At 70.5% G+C, this 20670-nt stretch carries 17 protein-coding genes and 1 pseudogene; 9 read left to right on the top strand and 9 right to left on the bottom strand.

What is annotated here, in order from left to right:
• Positions 1-22 precede the first annotated feature (22 nt).
• Positions 23-451, top strand: a complete 429-nt coding sequence (locus LV79_RS28290; RefSeq protein ID WP_253841333.1) for a MarR family winged helix-turn-helix transcriptional regulator — start codon at positions 23-25, stop codon at positions 449-451.
• Positions 452-474: 23 nt separating this feature from the next.
• On the opposite strand, the gene LV79_RS34160 is transcribed toward LV79_RS28290, so the two are convergent.
• Positions 475-597 carry a hypothetical protein gene (locus LV79_RS34160; protein WP_285470348.1) on the bottom strand — a complete coding sequence of 41 codons (123 nt, stop codon included), beginning with the start codon at positions 595-597 and terminating at the stop codon, positions 475-477.
• 284 nt (positions 598-881) lie between these two features.
• Here LV79_RS34160 and LV79_RS28295 point away from each other — a divergent pair, with 284 nt between their 5' ends.
• Both LV79_RS28295 and LV79_RS28300 read left to right on the top strand, forming a co-directional pair.
• Positions 882-2267 (top strand): APC family permease, encoded by a 1386-nt coding sequence (locus LV79_RS28295; protein ID WP_253841334.1) that lies wholly within the window; start codon positions 882-884, stop codon positions 2265-2267.
• Entirely contained in the window at positions 2264-3262 is a 999-nt protein-coding gene (locus tag LV79_RS28300) for an acetamidase/formamidase family protein (protein ID WP_253841335.1), read from the top strand. Before LV79_RS28295 ends, LV79_RS28300 begins: the two co-directional genes overlap by 4 nt.
• A gap of 153 nt (positions 3263-3415) precedes the next feature.
• Here LV79_RS28300 and LV79_RS28305 read toward each other — a convergent pair whose 3' ends face one another.
• From LV79_RS28305 to LV79_RS28315, 3 genes are all read right to left on the bottom strand, one after another.
• Entirely contained in the window at positions 3416-3859 is a 444-nt protein-coding gene (locus LV79_RS28305; RefSeq protein WP_253841336.1) for a MarR family winged helix-turn-helix transcriptional regulator, read from the bottom strand.
• Positions 3860-3952: 93 nt separating this feature from the next.
• Positions 3953-5362, bottom strand: a complete 1410-nt coding sequence (locus LV79_RS28310; protein WP_253841337.1) for an ATP-binding protein — start codon at positions 5360-5362, stop codon at positions 3953-3955.
• Entirely contained in the window at positions 5359-7047 is a 1689-nt protein-coding gene (locus LV79_RS28315) for an NAD(P)/FAD-dependent oxidoreductase (protein WP_253841338.1), read from the bottom strand. Before LV79_RS28315 ends, LV79_RS28310 begins: the two co-directional genes overlap by 4 nt.
• A 252-nt stretch (positions 7048-7299) precedes the next feature.
• On the opposite strand from LV79_RS28315, the gene LV79_RS28320 reads away from it, so the two are divergent.
• Positions 7300-7797, top strand: a complete 498-nt coding sequence (locus LV79_RS28320) for a helix-turn-helix domain-containing protein (protein WP_253841339.1) — start codon at positions 7300-7302, stop codon at positions 7795-7797.
• Positions 7798-8068: 271 nt separating this feature from the next.
• On the opposite strand, the gene LV79_RS28325 is transcribed toward LV79_RS28320, so the two are convergent.
• Complete coding sequence (locus LV79_RS28325) at positions 8069-10936, bottom strand: ATP-binding protein (protein WP_253841340.1); 2868 nt, start codon at positions 10934-10936, stop codon at positions 8069-8071.
• A gap of 523 nt (positions 10937-11459) precedes the next feature.
• Between LV79_RS28325 and LV79_RS28330 the strand changes: the two are divergent.
• Both LV79_RS28330 and LV79_RS28335 read left to right on the top strand, forming a co-directional pair.
• Positions 11460-13105, top strand: a pseudogene (locus tag LV79_RS28330) (MFS transporter).
• A gap of 326 nt (positions 13106-13431) precedes the next feature.
• Entirely contained in the window at positions 13432-14520 is a 1089-nt protein-coding gene (locus LV79_RS28335; RefSeq protein WP_253841341.1) for a trypsin-like serine peptidase, read from the top strand.
• A gap of 69 nt (positions 14521-14589) precedes the next feature.
• Here LV79_RS28335 and LV79_RS28340 read toward each other — a convergent pair whose 3' ends face one another.
• Positions 14590-15783: a helix-turn-helix domain-containing protein gene (locus tag LV79_RS28340; RefSeq protein ID WP_253841342.1), complete on the bottom strand. Its 1194-nt coding sequence runs from the start codon at positions 15781-15783 to the stop codon at positions 14590-14592.
• A 171-nt stretch (positions 15784-15954) separates the two neighbouring features.
• Here LV79_RS28340 and LV79_RS28345 point away from each other — a divergent pair, with 171 nt between their 5' ends.
• A complete protein-coding gene (locus LV79_RS28345) occupies positions 15955-16251 on the top strand; it encodes a DUF6191 domain-containing protein (protein ID WP_253841343.1) in 297 nt (98 codons plus the stop codon).
• On the opposite strand, the gene LV79_RS28350 is transcribed toward LV79_RS28345, so the two are convergent.
• On the bottom strand, positions 16248-16589 hold the full coding sequence (locus tag LV79_RS28350) for a M15 family metallopeptidase (RefSeq protein WP_253841344.1): 342 nt from the start codon (positions 16587-16589) through the stop codon (positions 16248-16250). The genes LV79_RS28345 and LV79_RS28350 overlap by 4 nt on opposite strands.
• Before the next feature lie 539 nt (positions 16590-17128).
• Here LV79_RS28350 and LV79_RS28355 point away from each other — a divergent pair.
• Positions 17129-17992 (top strand): universal stress protein, encoded by an 864-nt coding sequence (locus LV79_RS28355; RefSeq protein ID WP_253841345.1) that lies wholly within the window; start codon positions 17129-17131, stop codon positions 17990-17992.
• A 58-nt stretch (positions 17993-18050) separates the two neighbouring features.
• Here the strand turns inward: LV79_RS28355 and LV79_RS28360 are convergent, their stop codons facing one another.
• Both LV79_RS28360 and LV79_RS28365 read right to left on the bottom strand, forming a co-directional pair.
• Complete coding sequence (locus LV79_RS28360) at positions 18051-19016, bottom strand: Acg family FMN-binding oxidoreductase (RefSeq protein ID WP_301321888.1); 966 nt, start codon at positions 19014-19016, stop codon at positions 18051-18053.
• A 109-nt stretch (positions 19017-19125) separates the two neighbouring features.
• Positions 19126-19761: a DinB family protein gene (locus tag LV79_RS28365; protein ID WP_253841346.1), complete on the bottom strand. Its 636-nt coding sequence runs from the start codon at positions 19759-19761 to the stop codon at positions 19126-19128.
• A 119-nt stretch (positions 19762-19880) separates the two neighbouring features.
• Between LV79_RS28365 and LV79_RS28370 the strand changes: the two genes are divergently transcribed.
• Complete coding sequence (locus LV79_RS28370) at positions 19881-20669, top strand: META domain-containing protein (RefSeq protein WP_253841347.1); 789 nt, start codon at positions 19881-19883, stop codon at positions 20667-20669.
• Position 20670 lies beyond the last annotated feature (1 nt).

The following is a 20670-nucleotide window of genomic DNA, read 5'->3' on the forward strand; positions in this document are numbered from 1 at the left end:
GTCTCCCGGCGAAGGGCACGTCATGGCTGGTCAGCGCGGCACGCAGGTGCCCGACCTGGTCGATCTGCTGACCAGGGCGCAGCGGGCGCTCGCCCGTGACCTGGGCACCGCCCTGGAGGAGGAGTCGACGACCGTCGACCAGTGGCGGGTGCTGCGCGCGCTCGCCGCCGATCCGGACGGGCGGTCGATGGGGGAGTTGGCGGTCACCGTCGAGATCCCGCACCCGACGCTCACCCGCCTGGTCGACGCCCTGGTCGACTCGGCTTTCCTCTACCGCACCCAGTCTCCGGAAGATCGTCGCCGGGTGTCGGTGCACATCTCTGAACTGGGTCGTACGAAGCTCGACCGGCTGGAGGCGCTGGCCGCGGCCCATGAGCGCGGGCTCGTCGAGCGGCTCAGCGCGGACACCGTGGCGGGACTCTCGGCGCTGCTCCGGGACCTCAAACTCTAGGCGTCCACAAAGGACGCATCGGGTCAGATGTCGGTGCGCTGCAACGGGTCGTCACTGGTGGCCGGGGCGAGCGCGGTCGGCTCCAGCCGCTGCATACCCACGGCGCCGAGCATCAGCACGAACGGCATGGCGAGCGCGATCCACATCGGATGGTCCCCTCGATTGGCGGTCGTTGTCGTTCCCCGGTCAAATACCCCCGGGGTGCGCGGCCTACACCGGACGGGTGGCGATGTGGCCCCGCTCACCCGGTTGGCCGACCCGCTGATCGACCGCGCGCCGGGCCGCCGCGCCGTGTCCCACCAGCTCGGAGCGGGAAACGCCACCCCGTCGGAAACCAGTCCCGGCTGAACTATTTTCAAATGGAAGCAACGGCTCTACGCTTCGCCCACCGCGGCCGGTTGGCCGGGGCGTGCTCGGGCTAGGAGGAGCGATGGGCGAGGACGGTGGGCTCGGCCAGTACGGCTACACCCAGGAGCTGCGGCGGACGCTGGGCTTCAAGGACCTGCTGGTCTACGGCTTGATCTTCATGGTGCCGATCGCGCCGTTCGGCATCTTCGGCAGCGTGTTCGCAGGCTCCGGCGGCATGATCGCGCTGGCCTACGCCATCGGCATGCTGGCGATGCTGTTCACCGCCAACTCCTACGCCCAGATGGCCAAGGCGTTCCCGATGGCGGGCTCGGTCTACACCTACGCCGGGCGCGGCATCGCCTCCCCGGTCGGGTTCCTCTCCGGCTGGATGATCCTGCTCGACTACGTGCTGGTGCCCAGCCTGCTCTACCTGATCGCGGGCATCGCGATGAACTCGCTGCTGCCCGCCATCCCGGTGTGGCTGTGGCTGGTGGCGTTCGTCCTGCTCAACACCGCGGTCAACTTCCTGGGCATCGAGATGACCGCCAAGGTCAACCGGGTCATGCTGGTCGCCCAGTTGCTCATCCTGGCCGTCTTCATCGTCATCGGGGTCGTCGCGCTGACGCAGGGCAAGGGCCGCGGCTTCAGCTTCGCGCCGTTGTTCGACAGCGCCACCTTCTCCTGGACGCTGGTGTTCGGCGCGGTCTCCATCGCGGTGCTCAGCTTCCTGGGCTTCGACGGCATCTCCACCCTCGCCGAGGAGAACCGCGACTCGGCCAGGGCGATCGGCCGGTCGATGATCGCCGCGCTGCTGGTCACCGGCGTGCTGTTCATCGTCCAGACCTGGGTCGCCGCGCTGCTGGTGCCCGACCCCGCCGGGCTGATCGCCAACGGCGACGCCGCCGGGACCTCGTTCTACGACGCCGCCCGGGTCGCCGGTGGGGGGTGGCTGGCGGTGCTCACCGCGGCCGCGACCGCCGTGTCCTGGGGCTTCGCGAACTCGCTGGTCGCCCAGGCCGCCACGTCCCGCCTGCTCTACGCCATGGCCCGCGACCGGCAGCTGCCGAAGTTCCTGGCCAAGGTCCACCCGACCCGCAAGGTCCCGGTCAACGCGACCCTGCTCGTCGCGGGTGTCTCGCTGGCGCTCGGCCTCTACATGCAGACCCGCGACGACGGCATCACCCTGCTCAGCTCCCTGGTGAACTTCGGCGCGATGACCGCGTTCCTGGTGCTGCACGTGTCCGTCGTCGTGCACTACGTCATCCGCTCGGGCAGCCGCGACTGGTGGAAGCACCTCATCGCGCCGCTCATCGGGTTCGGCATCCTGGCCTACGTCGTGATCAACGCCAAGGTCGCCGCCCAGGCGCTCGGCTTCGTCTGGCTGGGCATCGGCGCGGTGATCCTGGTCGGGCTGCTGGCCACCGGGCGGCGCCCCGCGCTGGCGGGCATCGGCGGGGAGGACAAGTGAGGGTCCAGCGACTGGAGTCCGAACCCGCGTACGCCTTCGGCAACCGGGAACCGGCGCTGACCGTGCCGCCCGGGACGGTCGTCGAATTGTCCACTGAGGACTGTTTCGGCGGCGCGGTGCGCGGGGTGGACGACCTGCCCAGCCAGGTGTGCCAGTTCCCGTACCTCAACCCGGTCACCGGTCCGATCGCGGTCGAGGGCGCCGAACCTGGGGACACCGTCGCGGTGCACTTCGTCGACATCCGGCCCCGCCGCGACTGGGCGGTCTCCACGACGTTCCCGCACTTCGGCGCGCTGACCGCCACGCACACGACCGCGATGCTGCACGACGCGCTGCCGGAACGGGTGTGGCGCTACGACGTGGACGTGGACAAGTGGGTGTGCCGCTTCCACGCCAGGAACAGCGATTTCAGCATCGAACTGCCGCTGGACCCCATGCACGGCACCGTCGGCGTCGCCCCCGCCGCGCACGAGGTGATCATGAGCATCACCCCCGGCGCGCACGGCGGGAACATGGACACCCCGGAGATGCGCGCGGGCACCACGGCGTACTTCGGCGTCAACGTCCCCGGCGCGCTGATCTCCCTCGGCGACGGCCACTGCCGCCAGGGCGAGGGCGAGGTCTGCGGCACGGCGGTGGAGGCGGCGATGTCGACGGTGGTCGTCGTCGACCTGATCAAGGGCGCGGCGTGCCCGTGGCCCCGGCTCGAGGACGACCGCTACCTGATGTCGACCGGGACGGCGCGCCCGCTGGAGGACGCGTTCCGGATCAGCCAGCACGACCTGGTCGGCTGGACCGGGCAGCTGCTCGGGCTCGACCCGCTCGACTCCTACCAGCTGATCAGCCAGACCGGCCTGGCCCCGGCGGGCAACGTCGTGGACACGAACTACACGATGCTGGCCAAGGTCGGCAAGGACGTCGTCGGCGTCCCGGCCTACGACGGTGTGCACGACCGGCTCCGCGCGACCGCGACGCGGTACCTCGCCGAGCGCTAGTGCCACCTGGCGGGCGGGTGTGCGTGGTGTCCGACGCAGGGTGGCACCACGCACACCCGCCGTTCAGTCCACAGGTCGTCCGGTTCGCGGCTGGTTGATCCACAGCCGTTCAATCCAAGATCCTTTCGTCCACAATCGACTGTCCACACCCGTCTAGTCCACAGCGGAGCAGTCCACCGCGGAGACATTGGCGCGCACCCGGCCAAGCAAGGTCACCAGGGTCGCGGCCTCGGCGCTGGACAACCCGAGCCGCCCCTCGAACCCGCTGACCACGTCGCTGAGCCGCACGAACAGGTCTTCCCCGCGCTGGGTGAGCGCCACCTCGTGCACCCGCCGGTTGCCCGGTGCCCGCCGCCGGGTCAGCAGCCCGCCGTCCTCCATGCTGTTGAGGTGGTGGGTGAGCGTCGCGCTCTGGATCCCCACGGCCGCCGCCAACTCCCGCTGGTTGCCCACCGATCGGGTCTTCACGGTCAGCAGCACCTGCCACACCGGGACGCTGCCGCCCTCCGCCGCCATGGCGTCCTCCATCGCGCGCCCCACCACCTTCGCGGTCTGCGACAAGAACAACCCCAGCGGCCCCTGGACGACCTCGCGCATTGCCAGAGGCTACACCCGCGTCCCAGCCCTGACCTGCGACAACGACGAGGTCAACACGAAAGCGGGTACCCGCGACCGTCCACTTGGCACCGGTCAGGGCTGGGTCAGCGGCAACCACACCCGGAACCGCGTGTCGCCCGGCTCGGACTCCACCCGGATGTCACCGTGGTGCTTGGCCACCACGATCCGCCAGGAGATGTCCAACCCGAGCCCGGTGCCCTCGCCGACCGGTTTGGTGGTGAAGAACGGCTCGAACACCCGGCTGACGACCTCCGGTGGAATCCCGGACCCGGTATCCGCTATCTCCACCAGCAACCGGCCCTCGCTGTGCGAGGTGCGCAGCGTCAACACCCCCGACCCGTTCATCGCGGCCAGGGCGTTGTCGATCAGGTTCGTCCACACCTGGTTCAGCTCGGCCGCATAACCGGGCAACAAGGGCACCGAGCGGTCGTACTCCTTGTGGACCTGGACGCCGGTTCCGAACTTGCCACCCAGCATCACCAGGGTGGCGTCCAACAGGTCGTGGACGTCGACGACCTGGAACGGCGCGCGGTCGAGTTGGGAGTACTGCTTGGCGGCGCCGACGAGGGTGGAGACCCGGGTGGTGGAGTCCTCGATCTCGTTGATCAGGGCCTCGGTCTCGACCGTGTAGGCGAGCCAGCGGACGGCGGCCTCGGTGGCGGTGACCGGGCAGGTGCCCACGGCGGTGGCCAGCCAGGTGACGTCGAGACCGCCCGCGACCAGCACCGGGGCCAGGTCCCAGCCGCCCGCGATGCCGTGGTCGGTGAGCCAATCGGCCAGTTCGTCCTCGCGGTCGCTGGCCTCCATGGGCGAGAGCCGGGGCGCCTTGGCGACCCGCTCTACGGCCTCCTCCTGCAACCGGACCAGGGCGGGCAGCGTGGCGGGGTCGAGGGTGCCGGAGGCGAGGAGGGACAGCTTGTGGCGCATGCCCGCGACCCGCTCGCGCAGCGCGGCGGTGGCCCGGACGGCGGCGGCCGCGGGGTTGTTCAGCTCGTGGGTCAGGCCCGCGGTCAGCGAGCCGAGCGCCAGCAGCCGCTCCCGCTGGCTGACCACCGCCTGGGTCGCCTGCATCCCCCAGAACAGGCCCTCCAGCAGGTGCACGCCCATCGGGAACCAGGACCGCACCGCCGGGCCGAACTCGGCGGCGGGCAGCTGCAGCATCCGCACGTCGGTGACCGCCACGACCGTCATCAGGTAGACGCGCCGCGAGGTCACGTCGTCCTGCAGGTACGCCTGCGTCGCGCCGAAGTACGAGCCCCGGTGGTCGGTGCGGCTGATCTCCGCGCGCTCGCCGCCGATGGTCCGCAGCAGCGACACCGTCCCGTCCAGCAGCACGAAGAAGCAGGTCGCGGGGTCGCCCTCGGCCAGCACCTCGGTGCCCGCGGCGCTGGTCTCGACGACGCCGTGCTCGGCCAGCCACGCCAGCTGCTCGTCGTCGAGGCTCTCGAACAGGAACAGGCCGCGGATCTCGTCGGGGGTCATGCCTTCTCCAGGTACCGGTGCACCAGCGAGACCGCCATCGCGCCCTCGCCGACCGCCGAGGCGACCCGCTTCACCGACTCCGCCCGCACGTCACCGGCCACGAACACCCCCGGCAGGCTCGTCTCCAGGTGGTACGGGTCGCGCGCGAGGTCCCAGCCGGGCGGTCGGGCGCCGTCGGTCACCAGGTCCGGGCCCGCCAGCACGAACCCGTTGCGGTCGCGGGACAGGGTGCCCTCCAGCCAGTCCGTGCGCGGCGCCGCGCCGATGAACGCGAACAGCCACGACGCGGCCACCGTCGTCGACTCGCCGGTGCGGTTGTCGCGCAGCGTCAGCGTCTCCAGGTGGTCGCCACCGGTCCCGGCGACGACCTCGGTGCAGGTCAGCACCTCGATGCACGGTACCTCGGCGATCTGGTCGATGAGGTAGCGCGACATCGACCGGTCCAGCGACTCGCCGCGCACCACCAGCACCACGCGCTTGGCGTGCCGCGCGAAGTACATCGCCGCCTGGCCCGCGGAGTTCGCGCCGCCGACGATGTAGACGTCCGCGCCGGAGCACGCCGGTCCCTCGGTGGTCGCCGCGCCGTAGAACACGCCCCGACCGGACAGGTCGTCGAGGCCGGGCGCGGTCAGCATCCGGTACGACACGCCGGTCGCGAGGATCACCGTGTGCGCGGCCAGCTCCGTGCCGTCGTCGAACCGCACCACCCTGGCCGCGCCGCGCGGTTCCAGCGCCACGACCTGCCGCGTGGTCAGCACCTCCACCGCGAACTTCGCCGCCTGCCTGCGCGCCCGCTCCGTCAGCTGCTCCCCGGACACCCCGTCGGGGAAACCCAGGTAGTTCTCGATCCGGCTGCTCGTCCCGGCCTGCCCGCCGGTGGCCATCCGCTCCACCAGCACCGTGCGCAGCCCCTCGGACCCGCCGTAGACCGCCGCGCCGAGCCCGGCCGGGCCGCCGCCGACCACGATCAGGTCGTAGAAGTCGGTCGTCGGCACCGTGCTCAGGCCGACCGTGGCGGCCAACTCCGCGTCGGTCGGTTCGACCAGCGCCGTGCCGTCCTCGGTCACCACCACCGGCAACCGGGTCCCGTCCTGCCCGGCCGCGCTGAGCAGCCGCTCGCTCTCCGCGTCGTCGCCGAGCGCGTACCAGCTGAACGGCACCGAGTTGCGGGCGAGGAAGTCGCGCACCTCGTACGAACGGCTCGACCAGCGGTGCCCCACCACCCGCACCTGCCGCGCGGGCTGGCGACCCGCCACCGACCAGGCCGCGAGCAGGTCGTCGAGCACCGGGAACAGCTTCTCCCGCGGCGGGTCCCACGGCTTGAGCAGGTAGTGGTCCAGGTCGACCACGTTGATCGCCCGGATCGCGGCGTCGGTGTCGGCGTACGCGGTCAGCAGCACCCGCCTGGCCAGCGGGAACACCACCATGGCCTGCTCGAGGAACTCGATACCGGACATCCCGGGCATCCGGTAGTCGGCGACCAGCGCCGCGACCTCCTCGCCGCGCAGCTTGATCTCCCGGACCGCCTCCAGCGCCTGCTCCCCGGACTCCGCCCGCACGATCCGGTACGCCGCGCCGTACTGGGCGCGCAGGTCGCGCGCGATCGCCCGGGACACCCCCGGGTCGTCGTCGACGGTGATGATCGAGGCGCGCGCTGCCCGCCCGGCCGCATCAGCAGTGGTCATGGCGCCAGTCAAGCACCCGGTCCGAGCCGCGCGGTAGCCACGACCCGTGCGGCATTCACGTTCGGCGGGGTGGGGAAATCACCCCGCCGAACATCGGTTGACGCCCACTGAGCACCGGGTAAAGAATTCCGGGCCGTCGGGGAAATACTCATGTCTCACTACGTCGAATCGCGCGGAACGAGCCATGTGCGGTAACGCACGTCGGACAATGGGCGATGCGACGCGGGGAGACCGCGAGTTGTGGGGGGTGGCGTGAGCGACCGCCGCGAACGGGTGTTGTCGAATCCACGGTTGTTGCGTGCGATCGGGCACGAGTTGCGCACCGCGCGCGAGGACCGCGGGTGGACGAGGGCGCAGTTGGTCGCTCGGCTCGACCTCGAGGTCCACTCGCAAACGATTGCCACGTACGAGTTGGGCATCCGACAGTGCACAGTGGCCAGATTCATCTCGATCTGCGAGGCATTGGGCATTCCGGCGCCCGAGGTCTTGGCCACCGCGCTGCGCCAGGCCGAGGTCCAACCGCACCTGCTGGTCTGCTCGGTCGACCTGCGCGCGCTGGCCGCCGACCGGACACCGGAGCTGCAACCGGTGCGCCGCTGGGCCCGGCACCGGCTCGCCACCGACGCGGGTGATGACGGCGTGGTCCACCTGGAACCGAAGGCGGTCGCCGAACTGGCCGTCTTCTGTGGACTGACCCATGTGGAGCTGTTCGACCGGCTGACCGGGTTGGCGGCCGGGGAAACCGACTAGTGGTAGTCCCACCACGCGAGCGCTGGTGGGGCGAAGACGACGGTGAGGGTGAACGCGACGAACACGGTCGCGACGAGCTTCTTGACCACGGGGTGTTGTTCCTCAGGAGACAGCGGTATGCGGCGGCGGTGAGCCGCGCGACGCGCTAGTTCAAGATCATTGCAAGCACCATGGTGGGGCACTCGATGCGGTGAAGTCAACCCCCACGGGCCGCGAAAAACCCTGCGTTGTGCCGATGGCCAGCCGGTTGCCCTGCCCGCACCGGGGGTGATCAGGTGCGGGGGAGCTTGGCCAGGACCTCGTGCTGGTGGGTCGAGTCGCCCATCAGGGCGTAGAGCGCGGCGGCGTCACGCCAGGCCGCGTGCGCCTGCGGTGACCTGCCCTGGCCCGCCAGCACGTCGCCGAGCAGGTCGAGGGCCTTGGCGTGTTCGGGCAGGTGGTGCACCCGGTCGGCGAGCGCCACGGCGCGCCTGGTCAGCGCCTCGGCGGTGGCGAGCGCGCCCCTGGCGTGCTCCACCTCGGCCAGCGCGGCGAGCGTCGTCACGACGATCACCGCGTCCCGCGCCGCCTCCGCCGTGCGCAGCGCCGCCTCCCCGTACGCCGCCGCCTCCGGGAACCGGCCGCGGGCGCGCCAGACCGCGCAGATCCCGGCCAGCACGCTCGCCCTGGCCGACTCGTCGCCGCCCGCCACCGCGAGCCGCTCGGCCTCGCGCAACGCCGTCAACGCCTCGTTGTGCCTGCCCGCCGACAGCAGCGCGTCGCCCAGCGCGTGCAGGGTCCACCGCTTGCCCTGCTCGTCCTGCCCGCGCTCGGCGAAGACCAGGCTCTCCTCCAGCAGCCGCACGGCCCGCTCGGTGTCACCGAGTTGCGCGGCCAGTTTGCCCAGCTGGTACCGGATCACACCCTGCCCGCGCGCGGTTCCCGTCGCGTCGGCGAACGCCAGCGCTCCGAGCAGGCTGCGTTCCGCGTCGGCGAACCGGCCGAGCGTGAGGTAGGTGAGCCCGAGGTCGGCCAGCGAGGAGGCCTCCGCCTCGGGCTCGCCGTCCGCCCGCGCCGAGTCGACCGCGATCTCCCTGGCGATCCGGCAGTCCTCGTGGTGGCCGCTGCGCCGCAGGTACCGGCTCACGGCGTGCGGCAACCGCCAGGCGTAGGCGTGGTGGCCCGCTCGCGCGGCGAACACCGTGGTGGCCATGAGGTTCACGTGCTCGGCCGCGAACCAGCCGCGCGCGGACTCGGCGTCGGGGAACCGGTGCGGCACCACCAGCGGCTCCGGCGGGAGGGGCGGGCCGCTTGAGTGACCGGGGTAGAGGACGTCATGGGCGGCGATCGCGGAACCCAGGTAGTAGGCCAGGATCCGCCTCTCAGTGGCATCGCGGTGGTCGCGAGTGTCCTCGTTGTGCGTGAGGTGGTGGGCGCACTCGCGGATGAGGTCGTGGAACCGGAAGCGGCCGGGCGCGGTGCCCCGGTCCACCAGGTTCGCATCGACCAAAGTGGACAGTGCGCCGGTGGTCTCCGCCTCGGTCCTGCCCCAGCAGGCCCGCGCGGCGGCGGCGGTGAACTCGCTGCCGGGGTGCAGGCCCAAGGCCCGGAACAGGCCGCGCGCCTGGGGCGGTAGTGCGCGGTAGGACCAGGTGAACAGCGTCTGCGGCGAGGTGTCGCTGTCAGCGTCGATGCCCAGTTCCAGCAGCAGGCGGCGGGGCGACAGCCCGCTCTGGCGGCGGCGCAGCCGGTACTCGGCGATGTTGCGGCCGACCACCGCGATCGCCAGCGGCAGGCCCCCGCACAGTCGGATCACCTCGGCGCGCAGGTCGGGGTGGGCCTCGGCGCCACCGAGGCGGACGTCGAGCAGGGCGCCGGACTCCGCGGGCGCGAGCGGTCCGATGTGGACGAATCGGGTGGTCGGCCCCGCGCCCAGCTCCGCGAGCGAGTGCCTGCTGGTCACCACCACGAGGCATTCGGTCAGCAGCGGTAGCACGGCGTTCACCTGTGCGGCGCTGTGCGCGTTGTCCAGCAGGACTAGGGGGTGCCGGGTCGCGAGCACGCGGCTCAGTGCCGCCGCGCGGACCACGGGTGTCGCGGAGCTGTTGGGCTCCTCGCCCAGTCCGGCCAGTAGTTCGTCGACGATGGCGGCGGGGGAGGCGGCCGGGTGGGCGTGGTGGCCCGCGAGGTCGACGAACAGGTGACCGCCCGGGAACAGGCCGCGGACCCGCCGTCCCCAGTGGACCGCCAGCGCCGTCTTCCCCACGCCCGGCATGCCCTCCAGCACGACCACCCCGCGCGGCGGGGTCCCGTCGTCGGCCAAGGCCGCCGCGTCCAGCAGCGCCAGTTCCCCGCCGCGACCGACGAACTCGGTCGTGTCGCGGCGCGACCGCTTCGGCGGGTGGGGGAGCGCGTGCACCAGCGACTCGTGGTGGCGCAGCAGGTGATCAGCGGTTTCGAGGTCGCCGTCGGCGTCCAGGGATCGGCGCACGGCCAAGTAGTACTCGTTCGCCTCTTCGGGCCGGTGCAACGCGTGCAGGACCGTCAGCCGCAGTTTGTGCAGCGCGAGGCTGTCGTGGTACTCGACCTGCACGACCTCCAGCAGCGCCAACGCCTCGTCGGCTCGACCGAGTTCGACCAGGGCGGTGAGGTGGGTGCTGTGCGCCGGGATCAGTTCGGCGCGCTCGAACCGCGCCCGCCAGGCCAGCGCGTCCGGCGACCGCAGGTCGGCCAGCGGCTTGCCCCGGCTCAGCCGCAACGCCGACTCGGCGTGCCGGGCGGCGCGCGCGGGGTCGCCGCGCCCGCTGTGCAGGCGCGCGGCGGCGGACAGTTCGCGGAACTGCACGAGGTCGATGGCGGACGGCTCGGTGTCGAGGTGGTAGCTGCCCCGGTCGCCGCGCAGGCTCGCCCGCACCGGCAACCGCTTGAGCAGCCCGCGGATCCGGGTCGCGTAGACGTCGAGGGTGGCGGTGGTGTTGCCCGGCTTGCGCTCGTCGTCGCCCCACACCCAGCGCACCAGGGCCGCCGTCGACACCGTCGCGCCGGGCGCCACCAGCAACGCGGCGAGCATCGCCCGGGGTTTCGCCGGTGCCCACCGCGCGGCGAGCGCGCCGTCGATCCGCAGTGCCGTGGAACCGAGGACCCCGAACGCCGCCTCCACCAGCCCACCCCCCGCCCTGGATTTCCCCGGATCCGGCAGCCGCCCGCGCGGGGCGATTGTGCGTTGGCTCGGGAATCGAGTGTAGTGAGCGGTGAACCTGTTCCGCAGCACCATTCCGGGCAGCGTCAGCCGCATGGTGCAACGATTCTGCGAAAAGCGCGCCGCGCTGCCGACATTCGGTCTACCCCGTTGGTTCGGTGCTGTCCGGCTTTTGGCATCCAGCTGTCGGGAAAACGTGAGAAATCGCGCTTGGGCCGGTCAACGCTCGGTTTGCCGGAACCGCTCTCGGTTGTGGCGCCCGGCGAACCGGTCATTCCGGCGCGCCGGACCCCGGCCTGCCGTGAACGGCGCCGGTCGCGGGCGGGGGTGGGTGGCGGGTGTGATCGGCGGATCATTGCCGTGGAGCAAGGATTTTGCTTAGCATAGCTAAGTGACACGGACACCGGACGCGGCGCGGGTGGGGCGGGGGTTCGCCCCCGGACCGCGCTACAAGTGGATCGCGCTGTCGAACACGACGCTGGGCATGCTGATCGCCACGATCAACTCCTCGATCGTGCTGATCGCGCTGCCGGAGGTGTTCGCCGGGATCGGCATCGACCCGCTCGACCCGGCCAACACCGGCTACCTGCTGTGGATGATCATGGGGTTCCTGGTGGTCACCGCGGTGCTGGTGGTCGGCTTCGGCCGACTCGGCGACATGTTCGGCCGGGCCAGGATGTACACCCTGGGCTTCGCGATCTTCACCGTCTCGTCGGTGCTGCTCGCCCTCACCTGGTTCACCGGCGACGCCGCCGCGCTGTGGCTGATCGGCTGGCGGGTCGTGCAGGGCGTCGGCGGGGCGTTCCTGATGGCCAACTCCCCGGCGATCCTCACCGACGCGTTCCCCGCCCACCAGCGCGGCATGGCCCTGGGCATCAACGGGGTGGCCGCCATCTCGGGGTCGTTCCTCGGGCTGGTGGTCGGCGGGGTGCTCGCGCCGGTCGACTGGAACCTGGTGTTCCTGGTGTCGGTGCCGTTCGGGCTGGTCGGGACCGCGTGGGCTTACCTCAAGCTGCACGACACGGGGGTGCGCGGGCACGCGCCGATGGACTGGTGGGCAACCTGACCTTCGCCGTCGGCCTGGTCGCGGTGCTGGTCGGCATCACCTACGGCATCCAGCCCTACGGCGACTCGCAGACCGGGTGGGGGAGCCCGTTCGTGCTCGTCTGCCTGCTCGGCGGGGTGGCGGTGCTGATCGTGTTCGTGCTGGTCGAGCGCCGGGTCGCCAGCCCGCTGTTCGACCTGTCGCTGTTCGGGTCGCGGTCGTTCACCTGGGGCAACGTCGCCAACTTCGCGGCCTCGCTCGGGCGCGGCGGGCTGCAGTTCGTCCTGATCGTGTGGTTGCAGGGCATCTGGCTGCCGCAGCACGGCTACAGCTACGAGCAGACGCCGCTGTGGGCCGGGATCTACATGGTCCCGATGACCGTGGGGTTCCTGCTCTCGGCGCCCGCGTCCGGGATCCTGTCCGACCGGGTGGGCAGCCGGTTGCTCGCGACCGTCGGGATGCTGCTCACGGCGTTGTCGTTCGCGCTGCTGATAGCGCTACCGGTCGACTTCCCGTACCCGGCGTTCGCGGCGGTCCTGGTGCTCAACGGCATCGGGATGGGCATGTTCTCCTCGCCCAACCGGGCCGAGGTCATGAACAGCCTGCCCGCGCGCACCAGGGGCTCCGGCTCGGGGATGATGACCACGTTCCAGAACACCGCGATGGTCCTGTCCATCGGCTTCTTCTTCAGCCTGATCATCATCGGCTTCGCGGGCAGCCTCCCCGACGCGCTGCGCACCGGCCTGCAGGCCCACGGCGTCCCGGCCGCCGCCGCGAACCAGATCGCCGGACTCCCGGCCGTCGCCGTCCTCTTCGCGGCCTTCCTCGGCTACAACCCCATCCGCGAGCTCCTCGGCGACCAGCTCGTCACCCTCCCGCCGGACCAGGCCGCCTACCTGACCGGCCGCGGTTTCTTCCCCAGCCTGATCTCCGGGCCCTTCGCCACCGGCCTCACCATCGCCTTCACCAGCGCCATCGTGTTGTGCCTGGTCGGCGCGTTCGCGTCGTGGATGTGCGGGCCGGTGACCCGCACCGAACTGGTCGGCGCGGAACTCGCCGCGGTCGCGGGGTCCCGGGTCTCCTAGTCCACTGTGGAGCATGTGGGTGTCGCGTGGACCGATGCGCCTGGGCCGCCTCGCTCGCGGGGTCGTTGGTGTGACGGTCGAGCGGTTGACAGGGGGTTGGTCAAGGTTCGACGCCTATCGGGTGGTGTTCGGGGGCGCGTATACCGAGAGCGATATGTCTCGCTGATCACGGTTAGCGCAACCACTGATAGGAGGAGAACGTGGCCCGAACCCCGATCGTTGTGCTCGCCCTTGCCCTCGCGGCAGGCGGTGCGATGTTCGGCCCTGCGTGGGTCTCGTCCGAACCCCAGGCGACAGCGGCGCAGTTAGCGCCGGCGTCAGGTGCGATGAAGGTAGGTGAAGAGACAGTTCTCGGTGCCACCGTCGCTTACGCGGGTACCGAGCGGCAGGAGATCAAGCAGCCGGGGGCGACCTACATCAAGGTCCACTTCGGTTCGCTGCGGCTCGCGGGTGGTGACTTCGTGACCGTCGCCGACCCGACCGGTCGCGAGGTCCACACCTACCACGGTGACCCCACCGCGGGCGCCGCGCGCGCGGGTGACAGCGACTTCACCCGGCACGGCCGCAAGGGCTTCGCCGCGATGTCGATCGACGGTGACACCGCGGTCGTGACCCTGCACAAGGCTTCGGTGCGCTCCGCCCAGGCGACCGCTGGCCTTGGCTTCACCGTTGACCGCTACTGGCGCGGTTACTCACCTGCGGAAGTCAGGTCTAACAACCCCACCTTCTTCAGCGTCTGCGGCACCGATGCCAGGCGTGACACCGTTTGCTACAAGAGCAGCCACCCCACCGAGTACGCGAAGTCGAACGCAGTGGCCAGGTTGCTCATCAGCGGTGGTGGGCTCTGCACCGCGTGGCGCGTAGGTAGCACTAACCGCGTGCTGACCAACAACCACTGCATCTCGACCCAGTCCGCGGTGTCGTCCTCGGAGGTCCAGTTCGCTTACGACTGCGCCACCTGCGGGGGCAACAACCCCGGCGCGGGCACCAAGGTCAGCGGCGCGACCTTCTACAAGACCAGCCCCGGTGGGTCCAGCAGGCTCGACTACACGCTGTTCTCGGTGAACAACTTCGCCGCGATCCAGCAGTACGGCACGCTCTACCTGGACGTGCGCAACCCGGTCGCGGGTGAGCGGATCTACATCCCCGGTCACGGCGACGGCAAGCCCAAGCGGCTCTCTATCTACGACAACACCCAGGGCGGTCCGCTGTGCACCGTCCGCAGCGCCGCGTCCGACTCGTACAACATGAGCTACAGCTGCGACACCTCCGGCGGTAACTCCGGTTCCCCGGTGCTGGCCGCCAACCACAAGGTCATCGCGCTGCACCACCTCGGTGGCTGCCCCGGCAACCAGGGTGCCCGGATCAACCTGATCTACAACGAGATCAAGGACCTGATCGTCAACACCCCCTAACGCCAACCGCCGCCCCTGAAGACCTGACCGGTGTCGACGCCACGGCACCGGTCAGGTCTGTCTTGCGGGTTAGTCAGGCAGGTTTGTGCGCACCAGATCGGTCAGCTCCCGCACAGCGCCAACTGTCGGCCAGTGCTCGGTAAGCCTCGTGTGCACTAGCCGCATCTCCGCCCGCACTCGTGCCGAGCCGTGAGGACCTGCCGGTGGGTCTAAGAGCGTGGTGAGCACCGATGCTGCCTCGTCTGGATGGCCCGCGTGTGTGTGTGAACTCGCCAACCGGGTCGCGACCACCGCGCGGTCGTGTTCGTTCGTGGTCGGTACTTCTGCCAACGACCGCGTTGTGTGGTCGACCGCCGTGCTCGCCAACCCGGAGTGGTCGCCGCGCGCGGCCAGGTCGCGGTAGCAGGTGCCCATGGCCAAGGCCAGCACCGACGGCGCCGCCCACGGTTCGGTGACCGGGTCGGCCGCTGCCATCAACGCGGCGGCCTCGTCGAGCCGCTCCTCGCAGCACCGCCGGTCACCGGCCAACGCGTGCCCGCGCGCCTCCGCCAGGCACGCCCACGCCCGCACACCGGGGCTGGTCCCGTCGACCCGCCGCGCCCGCTCGGCCAGCGCGATCGCGCCCGCCGCGTTGCCCACCGACCAGTGCACGGAACTCTGCCTGGCCAGCAGCCTGCTCATCAGGTCGCGGTCGTCGGCCTGCGTCGCCCAGGTCAGGCCGCAGGTGTACCAGAACTGGGCGGTCGGGTAGTCCGCACCGTCGAACCGCGCCCAGCCCGCCAGTTGCGCGAACCTGGCCGCCAGCCTGGTTAAACCGGGCGCCGATGACACTGCCTGCCACTGCACGACCGTGCGTGTGTAGTGCTCTAACGGCACAACGAGGTCGCGGCCGCCGAGCTGCGAACCGGTCACGTGATAGGCCGCTAAGAGCGCCTCCATGGCCTCTGGCGCTGTCGGGCTCGACGGCGTCGATGGGGCTACCGCCTCCGGCTGACGCGCGCCGGGCGCCTCTTGTCGTTCCCGCTCCACCAGCGGCCAGAGCGCCGCCAGCTCACCGCCGGTGTCGAGCACCCGGTCGGCGCGGTCCGGCAGGTCCGGTGGTGGCCACCGGTCACCGCTCTCGACCTTGCTCAGGTGGGAGTCCCCGTAACCGAGCCGAGCCCCGAGCTCGCTCTGGGACAACCCGCGCGCGCGTCTCCAGTGGCGCAACCGCCACCCGAAATAGGCACGCAAAGACCCGGCGGGCTGCAGTCGCCGCGACATGCCCCGTCCTCCTCGCTCCGTACGCCCGCCCGGGGGTCCGCCCAGCATGGTCGGTGCCCCCGGCGCCGGACAAGGTCCGCCCACCGCGGCGCGGACACTGCCAATTACCGGATTTGTCGGGAACCGCGCGCCCGCCCGCGCCGTTGGGACGGCATGGGCTGGTTGTGGGCGATGAGCCTGCCCGGGGTCGTCGTGCTGCTCGTGGTGCTGGCCACGCTGGAGCGCTTCGGGCTCTGGGCGCACGAACGGAGCTGGCTGCCGTGGCGCCGCGAGCGCACGGGCACGCCCGTGTCCGCCGCCGGGTTCGACGAACTCGGCGCCGCGTTCTCCGGTTCCAAGCGCGACGAGGTCGAGTACCGCAAGACCGAGCTCATGCTGCGCGAGGACTCGGAGGACGGCGCGCCACCCCACACGACCGTCGACCTTGACGGCTTCGGCGTGCGGGTAGTGCTACCTCCGAAGGGTTAGCCGGTCGCGGGCTTCTCGAAGTGCTGGTAGTCGATCGGTGTGGTCCAGTACCCACCCCAGTCCCAGCCCCGCCGCTCGAAGGCGCGCAAGGTGGCGTCACCGGCGTGGATCAGGCCGGGGTCGGTGCGGGTCCGGTCGACGTAAGGGGCGCCGTTGGGCGGGTACACGGCCCCGGACCCGGAGATGTAGGGGTTGAGAACCGGGTTGATGTCGATCGCCCTGCCGTAAGAGTGATTCGACCACTCCGTACCCCCGGTGATGGGACGACAGTTGAACGCCGACGTGTTGTTCGCAGCCATGGACAGGTCATCATCGGCGTCGTATTTCTCTACCGTCACCATCCGCTCTATGGGATACCGAGCACGGTAAAGCTCCCCAAACACCCACACAACCTCCCCCGCCACCTCTTTAGCGACGACCAACTCCCCCCGATGCACCCGCCCATCGAGCCCGACGACGGTAAGAGTGACCAACCGCAACCCTTCCGGCCCAACCGGACACCCCGGCCGCCAGCTCTTACCCAACCGCTTCTCACTCACCGGTCTAACCACCGCAACAAACGGCGGCAAATGCCCCCCACTCGCGGTAACCCCACCCGCCTGAGCCGCACCAGCCTGCCCACCCCCACCAGCAACAGCCGTAGCGACCAGTACCGCCGTCAGCAGAACGCGCATCGCTTCCCACCTCCGGCATCGAGTCTAGACGGCAGCACAATGTCCTTAGTGGACGTATCCGGGTACGATGGCCTCTTGTCGCGCACCGAAGGTCCTGGTCACGGGGGGGACCTCGGACGGCGGTGGCGTGTTGCTGCCTGCCGTAGCGTGGGTGGTGTCGTCAGCATTTGTGCTGTCGTCCACCGTGACAGGAGAAGCCGATCATGAGCTCCCCCCTTCCCGTACTGGTCGCGGTCGATGGATCCCAATCCGCCCTGGCCGCGGCGCGCTGGGCAGCCGCGGAAGCCGCCCGGCGCGGCACCTGGCTGACCGTCGTCTCCGTCTACCCGTGGCCGTTGACCGGTTACCCCGAAGCTCTCGTCACCCAGCACGACCTGCGCGATGGTCTGCGCGCCCAGACACTCGCGAACCTGGATGAGGCCACCGTTGCCGCTACCGAGACCGTGCCGGGACTAGAGGTGCGGGTGAACGCGCTAGAAGGTGACGTCGTCGGGTCCCTGCGCTCCGCCAGTGAAGACGCGGCGCTCTTGGTCTTGGGCTCGCGCGGTCTAGGAGGCTTCTCTGGCTTCTTGCTCGGGTCGACGGCGGTAGCGCTAGTGGCTCACGGTCATTGCCCCACGGTCGTAGTGCGAGGCGAGGACACCGGGCCGCACGGCCAGATCCTGGTAGGTATCGACGGTGGAGACACCGACGACGCGTCACTGGGATTCGCCTTCGAACGCGCGAGCACTACGGGCGAAACCGTTATCGTAGTGCACGCGTGGGGGAGTGGCATCACGGACGCGGTCGGGTTCGCGGCACTCGACTGGACGCTGGTGGCCGAGGCTGCTGACGCCTTGGTCGCCGAGCGGGTGGCGCCGTGGCGGGCCAAGTTCCCGGATGTGGCGGTGACCGAGGTCGTCGTGCGGGAGCGGCCCGCCCGGGCCCTGCTCGACCGAGCCGTCGATGCCGATCTGGTCGTGGTCGGGTCGCGGGGTCGAGGCGGGTTCGCGGGCTTGGTGCTCGGGTCGACCAGCCAGGTGCTCGTGCGGCACTCGCCCAGCCCGGTGGTCGTCGTCCGCGCTTGATGCTTGACGGGTGGTGCGGTGTGCCCGGCCGGGATGACCTGGCCGGGCACACCTGTGTCTACCAGTCGATGACGTCGGAGAGGGGTCTGCGGGGGGTTCTGGGGACGGGGGTGTTGCCTGGGGCGGGTTCGCCGATGCGGAGGACTAGTTGGGGGGCTAGTTCGCCGCCTAGGATTTGGCGTTGGAGGAGGCCTCGCGTGCGGCGGACTTCGATCGGTTGGCTTATGGGGCAGGACGCGAGTCGTAGCGAGGTAGCGGTAAGAGTCACCGCTGAAGTTGCCTCGCCGGTTCGCAGCCAGGACAACCGGTCATCTGACGTGGTTCCCAGCACTAGAAGCGTTCCAGCGCCACCGTCGGGCGAAGCCTGGGCCAGTCGGGGGACGGTGAAGCGCCGCGTGATGAGGTCGCCGTACCGTGTCTCGGTAGGACTGTTAGCGGCTGGAACGCCGTCAGGAGAAGCGAACCTGCCCGTCCACAGCGCCAACTCACGCAGGTAGGCGCTATCGGCCTGTTGTGTCGCATTGGCTTCTGCGACGTAAGCGGCAAGATCCGACGACCGCAGTGCCTTAACCCTGACTTCCTCACCGCTAGCGGCAGCCAACTGCGCAAGGTAGGCCTCACTGACCTCCTGCGGCGCATACGCTCGACGGTCACTTCGACGCTGAGTGATCGCGGCCGCGAGGACGAGGTCAGCCTGACCCGGCACAGTTGGCTCTACCTCAACGGCCGCTAAGTACTCGGGCGTGGCCGAGTCGGGAAGCCGGTGAACACGCGCGGCCCACCCGAACCCGGCCAGCGCGACGACCAGGTGGTGCAACGCGGCGCCGCAGCTGATGACCAGGTCACGGCCGTCGGGGTCGGTCGCGGGCAGCCTGCGGTCCGGGTCGGCGAACAGGTGGACCGACGAGCGGCCGACCCGCCACCGCCACGGCTGCGTGTTGTGCACCGACGGCGCGCAGCACGCCATCCGCACCGCCGTCAGCACGGTGTCCCGGTCGGGTGAGCCCGCCCGCACCACTGTCATCGCGTCCCGTCCTCATCCTCGGCAGGACCCCAGCGTCGAACACGGCGGGGTGCGCGCCACAGAGCGGGAGGTCCTGACCCGGGAGGGACCTACGGATGGGCTGGCCAGGTCAGAGCGGGTTCCCGTTCCACTTCCACTCGGTGAGCCGCGGCCTGCCCGGCAGGTCGATCCGGCCGGTGCACCACTGCAGCGCCCGCCACCCGTGCACGTCCTCGGGCGCGTAGCGGAACAGCCGCGCCAGCACCCGGTCGCACAGGTCGTCCGGCGGGGTCCAGTCCAGCCCGAGGCCCTCGGCGATGTCGGAGCCGTGCACGATGGTCTCCACGACGCCCATCCCGGCGAACCCCTCGGGGTCCGACTCGCCGTACGTGTGGTGCGCCAACGCCGTCGGGTTCGCGGTCGTCACGATCGAGGACAAGAAGGTCCCGCACGCCTCCAGGACCTGCATCAGCCCGGCCGTGCCCGCCGCCCGTTCAGCGAAGATGATGTTGGCGGGCCCACCTTCGCGCCTGGGCGCCCAGTCGAAGGCGACCGCGGTGGTCGGTGGGACCCGCGTGGCCAGTTGACCGGCGTAATAGAAGAGGCAGTCCGCGATGTGCTCGGCGGTCTCCCAGCAGGTCCACTCCAAGGAGCCTGCCTGGCTGTCCCACCGCTCCGCGGGCACGTCACCGAAGACCGAGATGGCGAACTGGACAGCGTCATCGACGTCGCTCGGGGTAAGCGGGCCAGGGTGTGTGTTGGGCATCGCCGCAGACTAACCACGGTCACGCTCAGGAGTCGTCTGATTTTGCCCCGCCGGCAACTGGGATGGTGAATCAGCGCGATCCGGACAACCCGGGTCGCCGCGCGTTCCGTCCTGTGGACATGCGCACTCGACTGCTGACACCGACGCTGGTGGCCCTGCTCGCCCTCGCGGGATGCGCCCAGGGCGGGACTACCCCGGCCAACCAGGCCCCGCCCGCCCCCAACGGGCCCACCCCGGCGGGCAAGACGTTCACCGCGACGTCCGCGACGGACAAGGGCACCCCGCACGCGCTGGTCACCGGCTCCACCGTCACCCTCGGTTTCCCCGAGGCCGACCGGCTGACCGCGAACGCGGGCTGCAACACCATCGGCGGCACGGTCTCCTTCTCCGGCGGCACCCTGCAGCCCGGCGAGCTCAGCCTCACCGAGATGGCCTGCGACGCGCCGCTGCACGACCAGGACAAGTGGCTGGCCGGGTTCCTGGAGGCCAAACCCACCTGGCGCCTCGACGGCGACAAGCTGACCCTGACCTCGGCCGAGACGGAACTGGTGCTGACCGTGCCCAAGAACGCCGACCTCGCGGGCCCCAAGTGGACCGTCGACTCCCTGCTCACCGGCGAGTCCGCCGCCTCGACCCCGGCCACCGCCACGGCCTCCCTCACCTTCACCGCCGACACCGTCGCCATCGAAACCGGCTGCAACTCCGGCAGCGCCCCGTACACCGTCGAAGGCACCACCCTCAAGTTCGAACCCCCCATCCTCACCAAGATGGCCTGCACCCCCGAAACCACCGAACTCGAGTCCGCCATCGTCGCCGCCCTCACCCAATCCACCACCTTCACCATCGAAGCCCAATCCCTCACCCTGACCGCCGGTGAGAAGGGCCTCCGCCTCCACGCCACCCAGTAGC

It is taken from the genome of Actinokineospora globicatena (assembly GCF_024171945.1).
GTDB classification, from domain to species: Bacteria; Actinomycetota; Actinomycetes; order Mycobacteriales; family Pseudonocardiaceae; genus Actinokineospora; species Actinokineospora globicatena.